The organism is Nostoc sp. KVJ20 (assembly GCF_001712795.1).
Lineage (GTDB): Bacteria > Cyanobacteriota > Cyanobacteriia > Cyanobacteriales > Nostocaceae > Nostoc.
On record NZ_KV757658.1, the window covers coordinates 127314 to 147303 of the forward strand.

Annotated in this window: 12 protein-coding genes; 5 read left to right on the forward strand and 7 right to left on the reverse strand. The window is 39.6% G+C overall.

From position 1 onward, the window contains the following. Positions 1-64: 64 nt before the first annotated feature. A complete protein-coding gene (locus A4S05_RS40560) occupies positions 65-259 on the forward strand; it encodes a hypothetical protein (RefSeq protein ID WP_141699791.1) in 195 nt (64 codons plus the stop codon). 248 nt (positions 260-507) lie between these two features. Further along, entirely contained in the window at positions 508-1062 is a 555-nt protein-coding gene (locus A4S05_RS24310; RefSeq protein WP_069072343.1) for a hypothetical protein, read from the forward strand. A gap of 88 nt (positions 1063-1150) precedes the next feature. Here A4S05_RS24310 and A4S05_RS24315 read toward each other — a convergent pair whose 3' ends face one another. The 6 genes from A4S05_RS24315 to A4S05_RS24340 form a co-directional block, all read right to left on the reverse strand. Further along, the gene (locus A4S05_RS24315; protein WP_069072344.1) at positions 1151-2218 is read right to left on the reverse strand and encodes a tyrosine-type recombinase/integrase; all 1068 of its coding nucleotides are present in this window, start codon (positions 2216-2218) and stop codon (positions 1151-1153) included. A 342-nt stretch (positions 2219-2560) separates the two neighbouring features. After that, the gene (locus tag A4S05_RS40565; protein WP_141699792.1) at positions 2561-2938 is read right to left on the reverse strand and encodes a hypothetical protein; all 378 of its coding nucleotides are present in this window, start codon (positions 2936-2938) and stop codon (positions 2561-2563) included. A gap of 112 nt (positions 2939-3050) precedes the next feature. Continuing rightward, the gene (locus A4S05_RS24320) at positions 3051-4256 is read right to left on the reverse strand and encodes an AIPR family protein (protein ID WP_069072345.1); all 1206 of its coding nucleotides are present in this window, start codon (positions 4254-4256) and stop codon (positions 3051-3053) included. A gap of 522 nt (positions 4257-4778) precedes the next feature. Further along, positions 4779-11132, reverse strand: coding sequence for a DEAD/DEAH box helicase (locus A4S05_RS24330; protein ID WP_069072347.1), 6354 nt, complete (start codon positions 11130-11132; stop codon positions 4779-4781). Further along, on the reverse strand, positions 11129-12052 hold the full coding sequence (locus A4S05_RS24335; protein WP_069072348.1) for a hypothetical protein: 924 nt from the start codon (positions 12050-12052) through the stop codon (positions 11129-11131). The genes A4S05_RS24330 and A4S05_RS24335 overlap by 4 nt, the downstream gene beginning before the upstream one ends. 4 nt (positions 12053-12056) lie before the next feature. Then, on the reverse strand, positions 12057-14960 hold the full coding sequence (locus A4S05_RS24340) for a hypothetical protein (RefSeq protein ID WP_069072349.1): 2904 nt from the start codon (positions 14958-14960) through the stop codon (positions 12057-12059). Positions 14961-15428: 468 nt separating this feature from the next. Here A4S05_RS24340 and A4S05_RS24345 point away from each other — a divergent pair, with 468 nt between their 5' ends. Together A4S05_RS24345 and A4S05_RS24350 are read left to right on the forward strand one after the other, a co-directional pair. Beyond that, entirely contained in the window at positions 15429-16604 is a 1176-nt protein-coding gene (locus A4S05_RS24345) for a helix-turn-helix transcriptional regulator (protein ID WP_069072350.1), read from the forward strand. 509 nt (positions 16605-17113) lie between these two features. Next, positions 17114-18472: a pentapeptide repeat-containing protein gene (locus tag A4S05_RS24350; RefSeq protein WP_069072351.1), complete on the forward strand. Its 1359-nt coding sequence runs from the start codon at positions 17114-17116 to the stop codon at positions 18470-18472. Between the two features lie 29 nt (positions 18473-18501). Here A4S05_RS24350 and A4S05_RS24355 read toward each other — a convergent pair whose 3' ends face one another. Beyond that, positions 18502-18924 carry a hypothetical protein gene (locus A4S05_RS24355; protein WP_069072352.1) on the reverse strand — a complete coding sequence of 141 codons (423 nt, stop codon included), beginning with the start codon at positions 18922-18924 and terminating at the stop codon, positions 18502-18504. Between the two features lie 481 nt (positions 18925-19405). On the opposite strand from A4S05_RS24355, the gene A4S05_RS24360 reads away from it, so the two are divergent. Beyond that, on the forward strand, positions 19406-19786 hold the full coding sequence (locus A4S05_RS24360; RefSeq protein ID WP_069072353.1) for a transposase: 381 nt from the start codon (positions 19406-19408) through the stop codon (positions 19784-19786). Positions 19787-19990: the final 204 nt, after the last annotated feature.

Here is a 19990-nt window from a genome sequence, read left to right on the forward strand (position 1 = left end):
ATGCTTCCTTGGGCTTTACTTTACTTTCCGCTTCACACACCGCCGTTACCAGTGGTGCATGGGAATGTTAGGAACAGTCTTGGACACCAGACTGGAGGAATCGGTTCCTCGCTCATCTTTTGGAAGCTTTATATATAGGGGCTTCCAGCCCTTCGTGCGCCATCGTGTCGCACCCAAAACGGAAAAATTGTACGCGCTTGGAACTGATGCTAACCTCAACGCTATGAAAATCAGTTGTTTTGAGAAGCGATCGCTCTAGTAATAACGTAGCGTGTGCGCGGCGTACAGGCAAGCAAGCGATTTATGGACGGATGCCTGGAGCGGGGTAAAGCACCTAACAGAAATTGTTGGACTTTATTATTTATTGTTGAACTTTTTTATTCCTCTACAGCAGATTGTGTCTAAATGTAACAATCTTAAAAATCTGGACACAATTAATACTCAGTAAATTATAGCTTTGCGCCAAACCTTTTACAATCAATATGTCGATATCAAAAATGATATCAAATGCCTGACCAAAAGTCCCCACCAAGCGAGATGATTCGTGTGCCCGTTCCACTAATTAAGGTGGTTCGGCGACTATCAAAACTACATAGGCAGGGTCATACAATTGCCTTGCTGCAAGCCTTAGAGGAATTACTAATAAAATTTGATATCAATAATGATATCGATGTAACGGCAGACAGTAAATCAGTCAAACAGCTAGAGAAAAAGCTGGAGAAACTGGAATCCCATCTTGCAGATCTTGGCTCCTCGGTGGAAACAAAACTTGAAGCTATCACCAAAAAGCTGGAGCTAATCGAACGGGCAATCGCCTCTGGGAGATTGGGCAACAACAAGCCGCGAAGACAAGTGCACCCGTACCAACAAACACAAGTTGAATTACAACCCAGGACAAACGAAAGTCTTGCCCCAAGACTCGGTGTTAACCCCCAAAGCCTGATTGCTGAAAGAGAAAAACTCAGCGCCAAAGAATTTTTGAGTTGGTCACGTAACCGCGATCCAATGAGCGTGGGTTGGGAATGGAATGCTCTTGACGAACTGTATCATCCGCTCAGGTGACGCAAGCGTTCACATTTCTGGGCTAGTGGCGCGATGGGCTACGTGGCGATCGCCGCTAATTTCTAATCGGGGCATATCTTACAAAGTCTCAGCGATATCGTTTGAGATTAAGAGAGCTAGCTTCATCTTCACCCACGTGTAGATAGTTGTCTATCGTGATTTTCCCTGACGAGTGGCCCAGCGTTTTAGTGATGATGTGAATAGGCGTGTTTTTAGCAGCATGGGTAGCGTGGCTGTGCCGTAACCAGTGTGGGGAGGGGATGCGACTTAACCCTGCTACTTCAGCAATGGATTTGATGATGCGGCGGATGTGGCGATCGCAAATGGGTTCACCCGTTTTTTGGCTTGTGAAAAGCGGCTCGGTTTTGTCTTTAGTATGTTGTCGATTAGCCAAAAGGTATTGGTAAAGTTCTATTGGTATGGGAACATCGCGCTCCTTGTCTCCTTTGCCTACCACTTTAATGTAAGGTAGCCCGGACTGATTTGAATGCATGGTAGCCCAGGTTAAACCACTCTCACCTACCCGAATAGCACCGTAGTAAAAAAGCTCCAGAATTAGTTGGTTGCGTTGCGCTTGTATCTTTTTGTGAGGAGTGGGGGCTTGTTCTACAACTTGTGCAGCTGCATCGAATAGGATTTCAATCTCAGTCTCAGTCAGGGTGCGCTCCTTAATCTTTTTGCGCTCCGGAGGTACTTTCAACAACATTGCAGGGTTGGCCCGCAAGTAGCCTACATCGCAAGCGTAGCGCAGAAAGCTTTTAAGGGAAGCAAGGCGACGGCGGACGGAAGCACGAGCAATTTCCCCTGTTTTCTCTTTTTTAAGTAGGTGGGCTTTGTAATTGTCCACATCTTCTTTGGTGGTGGTGTGCAGGTTTAAATTATCTAAGTCTGGATAGTCAATGCCTAGTCGCCACTGAACAAAGTGCATCACGTCATTTCGGTATGCCCGCACAGTTTGCTCTGACTCCCTACTGGTGAGCCAACTAGAAAACAGTTCGCTGGTAGTTTCCGCCCCAGTGATTTTGGGTGTGCCAGTTGCCTGTACCACCGCTTCGACTGTTGCTTTGATCACCGCTAGTTGTTCCGGTGATAACTGAGCGATCGCCACCCCTAATTCTTCTGTATCTACACCTGCGTCTGTACGTGATAACGTCATCACACAGCCTCAAAATAATACGCGGGATGAAGCGGGTTTATCCGCCCCAAAAAAATGTCCGATAACGTTTGTTCCCAGACATTTTTAGTCTCATTCTACTCCCCCTTGCTACTCTACTCACTACTAACAAAAAGGGTTTTGCCAAATTAATTGAAATGTTAACTTGTGTGAACGCACGAGTCGGTTTTCTGATACTCAAGAGCAAGGGCCTTCATCAGGCACAGTATCCAAAACTACTCTTGGAATAGGCATTCTGACATTAATTCACCGCCCGTGTTTGTTTCGGAAGCTGATGCTGTTATAGCAAGGGACTGGGGACTGGGTGAAAAGTCTTTTTGTGTCTTAAGTTTTATCATCTGTTAATGTCCTGACCACCAAGGCTTGTGCTATAGCTTCTTCCCAAACCGCCGCAGATGAACGGGAGCAACTGTTTAGGAGCGCGATGACACGCCCCGCCTTCTTGCGATGGCGTAACCGCCCGCCGTAGGCGATGATCTCCGGTCGGTCGGAAACCGTCGCACCAATAAAGTGCAGATAATTCTCGTAAAAGCGCAATTTACTTACCTTGGTACGCCGTAAAATCCATCGTGTCAAGTCTAATTTGTTATTGAAATTCGGAAATCCTTTTTTAGTAAAGGCTACAGGTTTTAGGGGTAGACGGTAATTGCCAACCCACCCACAGAACCTGTATTTTGAAAATCCCTTGCGCTGCGATGGCACAAAGCGCCTACGGTGGGCGATCGCAACACAATTAGGCTTTGCCTAGAGACTGGGATTCTAGAAAATGCCCATAATCTCTTCCTAGATGACAATTAATTGTTAAGTGGACATTTTAGGTTGGTGTCAGCGTTAATTCTTCACGCTTGGCGGAATTGACAATTTTCACCAAATGCTGGTTTAAATAACTTTGGGCCGAAATGTACAGACTTTCCCAAATTTCTGAGTTGCGACAAATTTTAGTCCCCACTGTATTTCCTGCTGTTTTCTCCGATATCAAGTATTTACGGTAATAGTTAACCCACAGGTGTTGGAGAAAGTTTTCGGCGAATTCGTCAAAAGGAATAATCCAGTTATAGTCTTGGTCTAGGAATACCCGATAGGATGCAATTATGGGTAGTGCGAGGTCAGTTGGCGCACCAAACCCAAACGAGTACTTGCTATCGGGGAGAAGGGTAGTTTTGCGTGTATCGATTGATGCTAAATCGTTGACACCCTTTCTTCTGGGGTTGCTGATATGTTCTTGGATTATTTCGTACAGTCTTTGCTCAATCCACAGAGCTTTGGGAAGTAGAGGCAATAGAAGAGTTAATCTTTCCCTCTCAGTGTCTGTGATTTGACTAGGGGTGTTCGTACCTGTAGGGTGCTTGCTTCGTTTATTGCCGTCGGGATTGTATCTATTTCTGTCGAGGCAGTTGATCAGCTTGAACAAGTGGTTAACATTACACTGGGCATTTCTAGGAGCGCCGCTTTGGTTTTGGTAATAGGCTATTCTAAATTTTCTATCTTCTGCTCTTTCTAACTGGGCTAAATACTGCTTGATAAATTTGTAATCTCCCCTAGCGTTCACTTTGGAGCGAGAATCTACTGGCGATGTGGTATTTGAGGCGAGGGCTATATCTTTAGCCTCCTCTTCCTGGAGTCCGATGTGGATGGTAACTTTGACTCTGGCAAGGCTGAGGTCATATTTGTAATTTTTAGCACTTTCAAAAGCTAAAACTGTGTGACCTCCATTGATAATGCCATCGCTACCCCCCTCGCTAGCTTCTAATACTTCTAACTCCAGTTCGGTTTTGTTTTTGCTGGGCTTAACTTTATTGGCTGACAGAACTATTCCACTGTGACGAGAGAAGAATTTTTCTGGTTGAGTCGTCACAGAGTCAAAGATTTGTCGGTATGTCGCACTTTTGCGGTTAGGTTCCCGGATGTTGGGTTCTAGGGGTAGGTTTGCGGGAAACGTGGCCACATGGGCGGTGGCGATGATGCAATTGGGGTTTGCATGGAAATAGTTGTCTACTTTAATAATCCAGTTTTTCGGCATGGGTGGTTTCTGCATCTTAGCGATACATTCTCAATTATTCTTCTCGTGGGAAGAAGCTCGCGCTTAAAGATTATATTTTGTAATTTATGTCTAAAATTGTTGCAGTTGACTGGCAACGTCTAAACAACTTGCGGCAGTCCCCATCCGAACGCGAAGTAGAGGTGGATGGCGAAGGAAATTCCGACACTGATAGCGACTAGCTTTTTGGGGAAGGCTTCGGTGGTGTGGGAGCAGAAAATACTGAGGGTTTTTGAAATTGATCATAAAACAATTGTATTGACCAAAAATAAGCCCTAATGAATTGAGCTAGAGGTTTTCTGGATTGAGGAGTGAATTTGACGAATAATACAAAGTTTTAAACAGCCCTCTAGGGAACTCCAAAAAATAAATTATCCAATTTCTGGACTTCACTACAACTTTCCCTCCCCCTGCTCCCTGCTCCCTTGCCTTCAGAGCGATGGGATATTTTTTTCTTTGGAAATCCCCTATTGTGCAACGCCAATTCTTCGCCATCCTCAAATTTTAAATGGTTTTCTCAACTACTACATAAGTAGTAAATTTAACACGATATTTCCCGCGCTCTCTTGCTAAAAAGGTCATCCCGATGTCAAAAATCACTTGATAATGCAATCCGTCTTGTCGGTAGATTTCCAGAACGCGACCGTGAGGAATAAGGTGACTCCATTGTTTGAAATCAACTGAGCGTTTAACTCGAATCGACAAATTATTTTCATTCGGTTGGAGTTGAACAAATATTTTTTTAAGCTCTTTCTCTATGGTAAAAGCGTTCTTAGCATCCTTATATTCGGCTGTGAGAATTTCTACATGAGATTGAGTATCAAATCCACCCCATTTTAATAATTCAACTAAAATGGAAGCCCCTTCTTCCCTCAGATAGCGATCGCGGTAGATAATCTTCGTCACCTCGCTTCCAGATAAAGCAGCCTCTAATCTCAGTTTATTTCTAAGTTCTGACATGCTGAAGTCGCCGCGCCATTCCTTCTCAGAAGGGTTTAAGAAGATTACGGTAGTGTTTATATCTTCTAACTCAGATGCTTGAACAAGTCTTGCTTCCTGGCGTAATTTTTCTAACCGACTAAAAACTGTTTTAACACCTTCTGGGCTTCGGGTTTGAAACCATGTTGATGGTTCATTGTTTGAGAATTGCTGCAATGACAGTGCAATACGATTACTTTGGTTGCTATTGAAACAGAGAGTTGGGACATCCTGATGTAAATTTTCAGCACAAACCTGGTAAAGTTTTACTAAACCTTGGTCTATCAACTGTTGTAAGCGTTTTCGCCAAACCTTGAGGTGATTTCGTTGGTCTAAAGAAGCATCTGAAAGTGTATTGGGGTCTGGCAAATGGTTTACTATTAATTCAAGTGGCTTATTAATCGGTCTCATAGAGTAAACTGCATCTGTAAGCAGATTTAACCAAGGCAAATTTGAACCTTTATTTAAACCAAACTCATCGGTTAGTTTGGGTAAATAAATTAAAGTATCTGGTGCAGCCGCTCGGCAAATTGCTGGTAAGATATCTGCGATGAGAGACAAACTTATTCTGTTAGAGTTGGGAGCAAATTTTTGTAATTCTTCATCTGGACTGACTTGCTCAACTATCGGTCTAAGAAAATCTGCCACTAAATGACGGTTAAATTGGTTGTGAAATGGCTGATTTGAGTAAGTTTGCAAACAGTCATAACAACTAGTTGCACAGTTGCATGATGAAACTATTTTTAATGCTGTCTTTAAAACTTCATCAAAGCGTTCGGCAACGCGACGGCTGTATCCTGCCCCTCCAGGCACATTGTCATAAATAATAATGTTAGCGCGTTTGTCCGAACGAGGCGTAAACAGCCCATCTAATTCTGTACGCGGTACGTCAATTACTTGGGCTGCTGCTGCTAACAATGCATAGGTGAGAGAACGCCAAAATTCTAAACCTCGGTTACGATTTTTTGTATTGGTAAAAATTTCGCCGTCATCTTCGCGTTCTCCGTCTTCGCCGAACAGGGGTGTGGGTTCAGTTTTGGAGTCAAAGACAATTTTTAGTAAATCGCTACAAAATTCATGTCCCAAATGCATCAATGTATAGCGGCCAGAACATGGTTTTCCTGTTCTGGGATGAGTATGAGAAATTTGCGATGATTGTTGGCTAGTTGCAGAGTTTTTATTGGCTCCTTTTTTACCTCGGCTTTTTTTCGGTTCTCCTTTGGGTAATAAATCGCTCAAATCGCGTCCACAGGTAGTACAAATTGCAAATCCTTTTCTATCAAACCCTTTGTCTTTACCATAGGAACCTTGATTAGCTAAAAAGAAATTTCCACCTTTGCTAACAGTAAGAGTATACAAACCCAATTGTGGTGGTAAGGTTTCTGATAAATCCCCATCATTTATTAAGAAAATCTGAGATACTGGTTGACGCTGCGGTTTGATATAGGGGGTGACTTCTGGAAGCTTTTCCCAATCAGTTGTAAATGCTTTGGGAACCTTGTAAAGTTTCATTTTTTTAGCCGCAGGTGAAGATGGCTCATCACCGCAGACGGGACAGGATTCTACTAGTTCATCTCCCGTATTAGCATCTAAAAAATGATTGCAATTTTGGCAAACCCAATAGAACTTTTGTTCTAATTCTGTTGGTTTAAGAATGCCAACACTTTTGTACATTCGGTCATCTACTATTATTTCTTGATCTGGAGCATATTCACCAAGAGCAAGTCGGCGATCGCGTTCTAGTCGATGTTTTCCTTGTGCGGAATTATACTCATTGCTTTCCCCGGTCAAAAGGCGAACTACGTCAATAGGAAAACCATAAATTGGTAGGATACTGGCTTGCGCTAGTTCGTTGTGTAGGCGACGAGAGCCAATTTTATCAAGTTCGCGCTTTGTCCCAGCAATAAGTCTGGCTATTTTCTCTAAATTTTTTGTTTCAGATGGATCGGTAATGCGGTTTCGTAGTTCAAGCATATCTTCCGCTAAACTATTCCAATCTTGAAGTTGCTGCTCTTGAAAATCTTCAATCCCATCTTTAAAGCCTCTCAGCACTATAGCTGCTTGACTTTCGGAGCTACCTAACCGAGTTAGCCACTGCACGGCTAGCTCTGCTGCTTCATCGCTATTTAGCCATTGTTGTAACTTACAAATCTTGGCTTCAGCAGCAGGAGTGAAATTTTCAGAGGAAGCAGGATTTTCTAGTGGTAAATCCAAAAACTCTGCTATTTTTATTTCTTCTGCACTGAGATTCCAGTTTTTTCGTAAAAATGCAGCTAGTAACTCAGCATGAATGTGACGCTGCTGTATTTGGAAGTTAGCAGAATCAAGCTTGGGAATTTGATTGCTACCAGCAATTAACTCTTTTGGTTGCTCAAAATAAAAGCGGTCGTGGGGACGACGTTGCCCATACATTAAAGTAATAGCTACACCATCTGTGCGTCGTCCAGCGCGTCCAGCTCGTTGCTGGTAGTTGCTAACATGGGGAGGGAAATTGCGAAGAACCACCGCTTGCAACTCACCAATATCTACACCCATTTCTAAGGTTGTCGAACAACTGAGCATATTGATGCGACCTTGGCGAAAACGATTTTCGCGTTTTTCTAGTTCCGCAACACCTAGCTGTGCTGTATGTTCTTGCGATCGCAGTGGCAAGGGTAAGCGTTGTTTAATTAAATACTGCTGGTAATGTTCGGCAGAGGTTTGATCAATTTTTTCAGGTGTGTAAGACTCAAGAGTACCACCACATTTATAAGCCGAACATCTTTGAACGCTAAGTTTTCCAAGAGTAATTTTTGATAAACTTGGAACATGAAAAATCTGCTGGCAGCAATTACATTTATACCAATCTTGCCGCGTCTCTATAATATATAAGTATTTCCAGTTGAGTTGAAATCCCTTTTTAGCTGAAACAAGTAAGCCAAAGTCTTGAAGTTGCCGGAAAAGCCATATAAAATCTTCTCTACTAGGAATTCCCCCTTCGCCAAATATTTGTAAGAAGTACCAACCCAAACGATTTGGTGGTTTTCTCACCTTTCCTTGTTTCCAAGGCATAAAAGAGGGAGAGTCTTTATATTGTTTCGTTTCATCATCTGATTTTTCTAGAAATAGGTAATTTTTAGACTTACCCTGAGCATCTATCATTTCGGGACGGCGACCATCGCCTCCGGTTTCTTGAAAGTAGCTGGATGAGCCTTCAATGCTAACAATTCCTGTGCGACGGATGATGTCAGTAATAACTGTCAATAAAATCTGCGCCTCATCATTGCTGATTTCAAATTTACCAGCAACTGACTCTATTAAATGCTTCTCCAATTCTATATGACAAGTTAACAATGCAAATGCTTCTAAGGTTAAACGACGGTTAAAATAAAGAGCAAATTCCTTAACTAATATTTCCTTAGCTCGTTTCTGAGCTAAATCTTCCGCATCTATTTTATTTTTTCTATCTTTAGGTTCCTCTTCTGGATCGTTAGGACGGTAACTTTTATAATTTACATCAGATTTTCGGTCAGGGTGAGGAATATAAAATTCTAAAAAGTCTGCTTTCAGTTGATTAATTACTTGATTAACAGATGTAATACCTTCAGTATTTTTTACCTGGTTAAATGCTTGCCAAAGCATCTGTCGGTATAGCATTTCGGTATGAGTACGTTGATAGTCAGAGGCAAAAAAGGCTGCATCTTGACGACCATCGGAAAAGGTAAGTATTTTCCGCTTTGAAGAGTTTTTATCAGTCTTTTCTGTTTCTGGTAGTAGTTCAAAGAGACTATCAAGCATCGCCTCTAATGGGCCATCTGTATAAGTCACAAATCGATTAATTGCTAGAGTAGTGCGTCCAGTACCAGCACCACAAGCAGCACATCTGTTTAAATAACAACCGCCTTCATCTCCGTCATTTTTTTTGCGATGCCATGCTAAAATAAATTCATTTTCTGGTATTATTTTGTTTGTAAACGCTTCATCTGAAAGTTTACCAATCCAGCCATGCTTCTGAAGTTCAAATTTAAAAGTTTTTAGTGTTGTTGATTCTTGTTCCTCTTCATCTTCACCCATTTCCTCTTCTTCTGTTACACTGTCTAAATTGCCAGAAGTCAAAGTGTAAATCTTGGTATTATCCTTTAATGCTTGAATTGATCTGGGTAGAGATTCTAGTTCTCCCGAATCTTGACGTTGAGTAAATACATAACCCTGACCGCATTGAGAACAACTACCCAATTCTAATACAGGGGAACCACAGCATTCACAGGTTTTTTTCTCATTCAAATAAAGTTGCCCATACCGTACTTCACGGTCTGAATAAATTGGGTCGTGCGCTGCTCCCGAACATTTGGGATTAATACAGGCATAAAGTCCCTCTAAACTGCGAAATAAAAGATGCAATCTCACAGGAAGTAAAGGTAAATCATCTGGATTTGCACGAGCGAGAGTACCTATTTGCAGCAAATGAGCTAATGCAACTTCTGCATCTGTATCATCAACGCTACCATCTAATTTAATTGGCAGATTTACACCCCATAATTCTGTAGAGCGAACTATTTCTTCCCAAGGTTTAGGTTCGCGACAAAGTATGTTAATCAGTCGATGTATTAAGGGATGTCGCTTGAGAGCAAACCAGAGGAATTTGTGGATATCGCTATCAGCTTGCGACTCAGCTAATTTTAGTTTTTGTTCGGGTACAATAGCGCTTAGTGGATCAAACCAAGAACTAATTGGAGAACCTTGTTGTGGTAATTCAATAATACTTAAATATTGTATAATTTCTTCATTAGTAAGTGCAGCAGGTAGGGTATAAGGTTTGCCTAATCGGTCTTTGGCATTGAGACGCTGACCGCGAATTACTTGACTAAAAGTTTCACCAAAAAACTCTCCTGCAAATGCGATAACTTTATCATCAACCGAAGCATCTCCTAAGCTGGCACTGGTAGCGATGCAGCGAATTTTACCTTTTTGTTCCACACCTACGGAAGCTTTAAAACGCTCCAACAGCATGGAAACTTCACTACCCTTAGCACCATCATAGGTGTGAGCTTCATCTACTACTAACATTTTGAAAGTATTTACTGAAGCCTCAAAAATTTTTTCTCGCTCCTTGGGTCGAATTAACATATGCTCCAGCATGGAGTAGTTGGTAATTAAAATATGGGGTGGTGCTTCCCACATTTCTTCTCTTGAGAGTAATTGCACTTGGCTAGTTTTTTCAATAGCTTTATCAATTAATTCCTCATCTTTTATAGATTCTATTTCAGCCAAGGTAAATAATTGCCGCAGTTCCTCTGGATCGTAAGCTGCAAATTCTTCTCTTAATGACTCTATTGCTTTACCTCTGTCCTTTTCGGTGCGACTGGTGTAGAATCCAAATTTAGTTTTGGTTGTCGTCTTTTGGCGACATAATAATTGCCGCAGACGTTTAACTTGGTCATTTACCAGAGCGTTCATCGGGTATAAAATTAGCACCCGCACTCCAGCGATCGATAAATTATCTCCTTCTTTCAGCAGCATATCGAGCATGGGTGTCAGGAAACACTCAGTTTTTCCCGAACCTGTACCAGTCGCAACGACTATATTTTGCTGTTGTTCCACAACTGCGCGGATAGCTTTTTCTTGATGTTCGTACAACCGACGGCTACTAGGTATAAATAGTGTTGCCATATCAGGGTCTAAAACCCCTTGTTCGACCAAATCATTGATACTAAGACTTGATTTATACGGCTGGGAACCTTCGAGGTAAGGATGTTGCCAAAGGTTTCCAGGTTGCTCTAATAATTGCTTAAAACCGTAGCGGAGATGGGGGTCACGTAGGGGGTAAGCTGTAAGTAAATAGCGAATAAAGTCTGCACGGGGTTGTTCAACTGCTGCGATTGGATCTAGATATTTAGTCATACTAATTTAGCTCCTAAACGTTTAAATGCTTCTTTTACAAGTGGCCAGTTTTTTGATTGAAAATTTCGAGTTCTGTATTCTTCTCCAGGCTCAGAAATATGCCATAACCACCGTGCATAGGTACTGGGAAGATAGACACCTTGCAAATTTAACTTTCCTGGAGGTTCATCCCAAATTATTTTTAAAGGACATCCCATTTGTTTGTCCTGGTAGAACATGGCTAAAATAGCTAAATCTGGCTCTAATTCATAAAAATTTTGGTCTTCAAACCAGAGATATTCACCTGTGGGTAAGTGCAATATATCTTCATTTTTGATACTTTCGCGGCTCGGATTGCGCCAACGTTCTTTCTGCGCTTCATTACAGGGTACGTATCGCTGAATATAGCTTCCATTTTGCCAATTTTTGATAGAAAAAGGGTCTTCTGTCCAAGTTGAACGCAACTCCGATTTCAAGGGTTTTCTTGGGATTGGGAAATTTTCAATACTATCTGAAATAGTCAGCAAACGAATACCAACTTGATGAAGGCGATTTTTAATCCTATGAAATTGATTACTTTGAGGGCGTAATACTAAAGGATTTGGAGGGTTTTGTTGACTTTCTAGGACTTGATGAGCCAGAGTCAAATAAGCGCGATCGCCCCGAAATAGCAAACTTGTTAAATCTTCTTTATTCTGGGTTAAAACCATCGGAGGAGCAATGCAGTAATGGTTTCGCGTTCCTGCTAATATTTCACCTTCTGCTTGTAATTCATTTAGTGTATTTTGAATTGTATCTGTTAGGTTTTCTTGAGATTCGTTGGGAGAAAGACTTGAAACTAGCAGCGAAATAATCTGATGCTTTGTTAAAGGCTGTGGAATTGTCTGATTATCGGAATGACGATGATTGCTGAGTAGTCGAGTAATTTTTTCGGCAAACATGATTTTATGATATTAATATTTTTTGAGCCTCGTTGGAGGTTAAAGGCTGAGTTTTTTGAATGTATTCTAGAGGTATATAGCTGTTAATATTATTTATATTCTTGTATTTCAATACTAGAATATCATTGTAAACAGGTTGTTTAGGAAGATGAATACTTAAATTTCCTTTCTGCCGATGATTCTTTTCAATGTTTATTTCTATTTGTTTAAAAACAAAAATACGTTTTTTAGGGTTTGTTAAACTTATTAATAACCAATTTTCTTGAATAGCTGCTACATGAACAGTATCCGCTCCTTTTGATATTGTTACTTTTTGCGTACTTGCCGGACTTTTCAACTTGACTTTTAGATTTTCAACAATAGCTTGGAGTTTCTCTGTAAGAGAATTAATCTGCAACCATTCTGGAAGATAGCAGGGTAAATTTTTCAGGCTATCAATAGCAGTTTGTAATAAATAGGGGTCATAGTCATATTTATTGGCAGATTTCACAAAATCACTAACAGATTCATTATCTAGAATGGTGTAGCAGTAATCTGCCAAATCTTCATTTTCTAAAGTTTCATCCGGTAAATCATTTTGATTGCTATTACACCACCAACCAAGGTTATGTCGTAGTTTACGTGAGCCTAATATCTGAATGTTATAAATTCCAGGTTGCAATTTTAACGGAATAGCAATTATATCTTCATTTGACGAAACTGGGGAAATTTTAATTTCTACTGGCGGATTTTCAGGTAAGAGTAAATTCCAGCATGAAAGAGAATAAAGTTCGTTAGGTAATAAACCAGATATTTGAACTGCTTGATTATCCCAAGTGCAGCTAATTACCAGCGAAGCAACTTCCATTTCTATTAAACGTTGTGTTTCGCCACCTATCCTCTGGAAATCTAAAGCATACCAATTAGAATCAGGAGATAATAAATTATAGAAAGATGCCAAGTTTATGTGTAAATTACCCAATGAATCTGCTTGACACTGAGAAGATACAGTTTCCTGCCTATCATATAAAGATAAACTGATAATTTCTAGAGGTAAAAGACCTTTCATTTTAATTTCTTCTGCCCAAAAAGTATCAGCATAACTATTATGAATAGGTAAGTTTTCTACCTGTCCTTGCGAACTACTACTAATTAGTAAATTTTTAATTTCTGGCTTGCTAGCCATCTGATAGTTTGACTGAGTTTCAAACTTATATGACCAGCGATGAAATTGATTCCAAAAGCGGGCTTCATATTTCCCTGCTTCAATAATCCATTTATCGAGAGGAATTGCTTGCCATTTATCGCTTGATTGTATTATTTCAGTTGTAGTAATAATTGTTGTTTGATGGGTGATATTTTCGATAGAAACATTTAAGGATATTTGTCCCTCAATAGGCGGATACCAGAACGTGGGAATTTCTAAATAAACAGATTTTTTACCCTTGAGCTTCAGTCCTCTTAAGCTTGGTTGTTCCTCAGAAGAAACTTTCCAGCTAATCGTTGGGAATGTAGTAATCTTTTCATCGGAGAAAGCTATGAAGACAATTGATGATTCTTTCGTTGTCAGTGTCAGCTGTTTACCTTGCCAGCCTCTAATACTAGATGGTACACAAGTATCTACAATTTCAATACCATTACCAAAGTCTAGACAAACGCCTTTAGGAGTAAAGAAAATAATTTCTTTGGCTCCCCTGATGCTAGGATTAGCAGAGTCTAAATTTAAGTGTTCGCCTGTCCCAGCATCGAATATTAGACAAGGCAGATTCCTGGCTACACCCTCAAGCTTCCACTCATTTAAGCAATTTTTTCGATGATCTAAGAGTTGCCATTCCCATAGTTCAGCCCCATTTTTGATATTTACAACTTGTTCGGGAATCATTAATCCTGGATTATTGGGAATAGTACCTTCCCAATGTGCTGCTGGAATTTGGCAGAAAGTACCACTTAAGCGTTCCCAACCTTTCTTCCAAAGGCTTTGTTCTGGCAGCACTAGCTGCATATTCAATGATTCAGTAACATCTAAAACCAGTGATAGAGGCTTTTGGCGACGACTAATTATTTTACGGCTATTAGCAAAACGACGCTGTTTAGGAGTTAAAACCTGAATTAGACTGTTCCAATCCCTCAAGAAAAAATTGTTTGGTAAGTAATAGTTTCTCAGCAGCTTTTCGCGCTCATTGTCATCTTTCAGCGTTTCAGGTAATGTTCCTTGACGTTCAAGTTCAACAGCAATAATAGCAATACCTTGAAGTAACTGCCCGGATATTGGTTCAACTTCCTCGTTTTCTTTCTGCGGGCAACTAGATTTAAGAAAATGAATTAGAGTAGTCCATTGAGGATGCTTTTCGTGACAAAAATCAAACAGTTCTTCAGAAATATCTTCACATGAGCTATGGGCAATTTCCCACCATCCATATTCATTTGAGAATTCCTGAACTAAGTGGGCAAAATGATTGAGGTTTTGTTGAGGAATACCACTTTGCAGCCATAAGGTTGATACATAGGGATACCCTCCTTTAGCTTTGACAAGACCAAGTAGGTCAAACCCTTCACCAACGATCCGACGTAGTGTCTTCTCTAAACTTTGATTACACGAAAGTTTTAACCTTTGACAAAAACCATACCAAAATTTTTCTTCAACGCTTGAATAATAATATGCATACTCAGATAGAGCAAAGGTTAGGATTTTCAGCCAGTTCTGCTCAGGCTCATCGAATCTTTCATATAACTTATTATAAGTAACTGTACTTAGGTTGCTCAAGTTATAGCCTACAACATCTAAAACTTGGTCTGTGGCTTTTTGACTAATCTGAATGCTACCCAAAAATCGCTGTTTATCTGGACGATTATAATGAGACCAATGTGACGAAATTGTTTGCCAAAGATGTTGCGTTTGTCTTGGTATAGAGAAATTAAAAGTAGTCATTGTTTAGTAGATAACTAACTTAGTTAAACTGCGTCGCTAACGCTGGGCTATCGGGCAATCGGAGAAGGGATTTATCCCTTCTGCCTTTTTCTCTCTGCTTTCTTGTTCAATTTTTACTAACCAGACAACCAACAAAGTTCGGTTGCTGCCCTGACAAAAAAGTATCTCTATACTTAAGATTCCCTGCAAAGGGTTTTAAGTAACTATTTTTACACTATATCTACAATTTACGCGGAAAATTATCTATTAAGATATCGGTCTAGTACTTCTGCTGTTTGAGTGCAATGTAGCCTGAATTCCTTGATTTACCTTGTATAAACTGCATAGTAGCAAAAGGGATTTCAAGAAATCCATTAAATCCGAGTATTTATTTGATTATTTAAAATTACCTAAAAAGCAAGACTAGTAGAGCTTTGAGAGGTTAATTTAAGTACTAGTTGAATATTTTCTTTTACTTGACAGGTCAAAATGCCCAAGAAGTCTATTGCTCATCTTTATACTGACCTCCAGGCGTTTGAACGGTTGATGCTACTGATTGCGACTTTTGTGCGTTATCCCGGAGTGGGCAACAGTGATTTTAATGATTCAATCGATACAAAATCTGGGGGTTATCATGATGCACTTACTGAGGTGTCGGTGCGTTTGCAGGAAGTTGCTCGTGACTGCGGTATTGATTTGCCAGCTTACTCACTACACACGCTGCGAAAAGATTTGCGGACATTGCGTCACTACAATATCCTAGACAACCGTATGTATCGTTGGGGTTATTATCTGGGGACTGGTGCAATGAGTCTGGTCGAATTACAGGTTGCGTTCAATGCCTTAACCTCTCAAGCAAAATATCAACAAGATCCGCAAGTTAACAAAATTTATCAAATATTGATGCAACGATTACGGGGACTGAACTTAGCAGAACAATTTGCCTATCCAGTGCGAGCGCAAATCAATCGAGCAATTATTTACACTGACCCGCAAGAAATGATGGCTGATAGTAAGTATCGTGGCACCCTTTTTGAAAAACTAGAACAGTTAGAAAGCGCTATTATTCGGGGCCAGGCAATAGAAATTTACCGCAGTCGTAATGCTTATCAAAAAGGTATTACTGAGTTTTTAAATATTTATCCTTTACAACTTATCTATTCAGATATAGCTTGGTATCTATTGCATGAAGATTGTCAGAATGGACATTTAGCTATCTCAAGGTTGGATAGGTTTACCGAACACTTTAAGTTGCTTGACTCTAAAGGACGGGATTCAACAGAACAATGGCAAAGCCTCCAAGTCGCACATCAACTACTGGAGAATGGCTGGGGGTTATATTTAGGTAAACAAGAGGAACAAAGTTTAGAGCGACAGGGAAAATTAGATTTTGTTAAAGTAACCGTGCGCTTCTTTCCTGATGTTATGGTGTTTATTCAAGAAGGCGAAAAACGCCATAAAAGCCAGAAAATTTCTTTTGGAGCGAAAACTCCAGATGGAAAACCAAGCTACCTAGATTACAGACTCAAACTTCCATCGCGATCGCTGACGGAATTTAGCCGTTGGGTTTATCGCTTTATGGGTAGCGCTCAATTCCTTACACCGAAGGAATTGGTGGAAAAACACAAGCAAGCTGCTCAGGAATTGCTTGCTCGTTATCTTTGAACTATTGGCATCTCCTTTCTTTTCTAGCCCTAATTGATTAAATGCTTGGTTAGAGCGATCGCAATCCTCTACTTCCGCGCCCACTCAAACCTACATTCCGCAGGTTTATCGCGAAACACCGTATTTTTGAAGCATGGCAGCTTCAGCATGAGATATTAGAGCATAGAACTTGACCACAGCGCCATAGTCGCAAATACAGAGGCAGGGAAAAGCTCTACGCCCTTACAAATTTGTACCTCACCGAGTTGCATCTGCTGTATGTAATGAGATGAACTTGGTAGAGCAAAACAACTGTCTACTAGGGACTCATCCTCAAACGGTAGCACCAAATACAGCCTTAACGCTTTTGGTACTCAGCAAACGCCAAAGTTTTGCTAATCTCCGAAATCAAAATTTAATAGTATTTCTATACTACTGAACTGATATCATCACTAAATTTTACTTGCATTAATACATAAACTCCTATTTAATTTAATACAAGTCTAGTTTCAGACAGGGAGCAAGGGGTGATGGATACACCATTTCAGACTTCTGCATCTACTCAGTCTTTCAAATCACGTAAAAAATTACCTCTATCACCTAGTACGAGAAAAAGCTGGGTTCAAATATTAACAACGCTATTCATAACCTTTTTCATTGTTGGCGGTGTAGCTTACCTAGAAAATGAGCAGAAAAAAGACAAGTGTGAATATAAATTTAATATATCCACAATTATTTGTCTGGTTTCGGATTCTAAGTTGTTAGGACAACTTCAAAATATTGGTGTGCTTTCCGCAGCACTTTTATTTTTCTGGGATACTTTTGATAGAAAAAAACAATTAGAACGTCAAGCTTGGCAGTTAATAGATGGTGCTCAAGGTTCAGAAACAAGTGGCGCAAGAAAACTAGCAATTGAGGATTTATATCAAGAAGGCGCTGATATCACAGGACTTGATGCAGATGGCGCAGACTTAAGAGGAATAAACTTAAGTGGTGCTGATTTAACAGGAGCCAGTTTTAAAAATGCCATTTTAAAAGAAGCTAATTTTGAAGGAGCAATTCTTAGAGAAGCTAATTTTGAGAGAGCTAATTTAGAAGGAGCCGATTTAAGTGATGCTAACCTTTGGGGTGCAGATTTGACAGGTGCAGATTTATGCAGAGCTAAGTTAAAAGGTACAAATTTAAGTAATGCTACTTTGAACAAAGTTGATTTATGTCAAGCTGAATTTGGTGAGTATAAGGGCAAATCTCAAAGTAGATTTACCAATTTAACAGCCGCCTCTCTTAGAAGAGCAAATATTCAAGGTGTCGATTTGACTGAAGTAGATATTTCAAATGCTCATTTTGGTGGCGCTAGAACGGGTAAAGACTCTGCATTAAACATAGATATACTTCGTCAGGCAAAAAATAATTCTTATAAAGAGGCGGAATATGACGAAAATGTTTGCTCCACTTATCCACGAGAAAATCTGAAACTTGATATAGAATATGATAAACAAGAACGAAATAGAAAAAATAGAGACGAAAAAATTGAGCAGATAAAAAATAGAATTTTTATAAAGCTTCAGAATGAAGATAACTCGTCAGTTTTACCAGATTTATTAGATGCTTTGATAGAAATTCTTCCCGAATTAGGACAAGAATCAAATAGTACATCTGAATCAAAAGATTTGAGAAATGAAGCAATAGCCATTAGAGATAAGTTGAAGCAAGACGTAAATAATGCTAAACAAACTTTACCTCTTGTACAGTCTGAAAGGCAGGAGCTAGATAAAAAGCAGCAAGATGCAGATCAAGAAAAACTTATACTAGAGGAACAATTCGCAGCTTTGATAAAACAATCAAAGTCGTCTCCATCTGAGGAAATAACAGATGAACAAGATTCCTAAATGTAAGATTATTTTTCAAACAATCTAACTTAATTTATGTCTCCACAGCATTGTTTATAATTTTCATATTGTTCAGACTCTTCTAAACAGAATGTTTCTATCAAGGTTAATATTTCTCTACATACGTCATTAGAGCATCGTGCCTTTTGACAACCTCTTATTTTATGTATTAAATTTTCTAAACTACGTATAGTATCTTGATATTGAGCAACTGGATTTTCACATATTGATGCTAATTCTAATTGCTCTGCCGCTATTTTTTCGTATTTCTCTGCATTACTAAGAAAGCTTTGCGCTAGCTTCTCTATATCTTTGTCTTGTGGGTTATTTCTAGCCGAATCAAACAATTCTTCAGCTTTATTTCTACTATCAGAAGCTTCCTGGACATTATTTTCTGATTTTTTTCTATAAAATACAGCTAGCTGTTGTAGCTCATGAATAGGTTCTAACATTTCTTAAACCTGAATAAATTTGGAACGAGATTAAAAAAAATGAGAAAGAGAATAATTAGCCAACCAAAATAATAGACTTATTGCAAAAGTCTTCTTTACGTCTTTGCAGCTTTCTTTGAGCTTCTCAAAAATATTGTTAACAACACCAAAATATTTATGTAATACGTCTAACTTTCAAAAAATTTTATGTTTTGACACATATAAAGTCACTTCCACAAACTAGGAAGGAAATAAGTTTTATGTGAAAAATGCAATAATTAACTTATTTTTTGCTTATGTCCCAAAAACCTGCTATAAAGCAGGAGGCGCAGGGAAGTTGGTGAAATCCTTCACGGAATATAGCTGGTTGGGTAGGTAGGATATAAAGCTCTAGGTTCTATCTGAACTTGGGCTTTTTGCTTTTGTGCTGAGTTGTCATTGAGCAAAAACTTGTTATCTGTGTTACACGCTTTTGCGTAAACAAGATTTCAGGTTGCAACTCATGATACAAAATAAGTCACAACAGCAATGCCTTGAACTTTTAGAAAAAATTCGTTGGGATGGAGTACCAAAATGTCCCTATTGCGGTTCTACTAATTCCACCAACATCAAGAAAGAAAACAGATATCATTGTAATTACTGTTTTAATTCTTACAGTGTTACCGTGAATACGCTGTTTCACAAGACTCATGTGGACTTATATAAATGGTTTACTGCTATTGACCTAGTTCTCAAATCTCAAAAAAATATTACTGTTCTTGACCTAGCTGCTAAAATTCAAGTCAATAAAAATACAGCATCTTACATGATTACCCGTATTTCTAAAGCGATATCTGAGGAACCAGAGTTACTTCAGAAACTCTTAGATGGCAATATTTATTAACCCAGATTCCGCAGGTTAGTTAGCAAAGGAGATAATGTTTTCGACAGGGGGCACCAAAAAAGTTGAGAATCCAGTGTCTTTCGGGAGTCAAATTAGTAAGGCGAGGAGAAATCTACCGACTCGTTGGACTTCAACATCTATTGGATTGTCACCGCGTTCTTACCCTTAGCCCTATTGCGGCTGCTATTGATAAACAATCCCGTG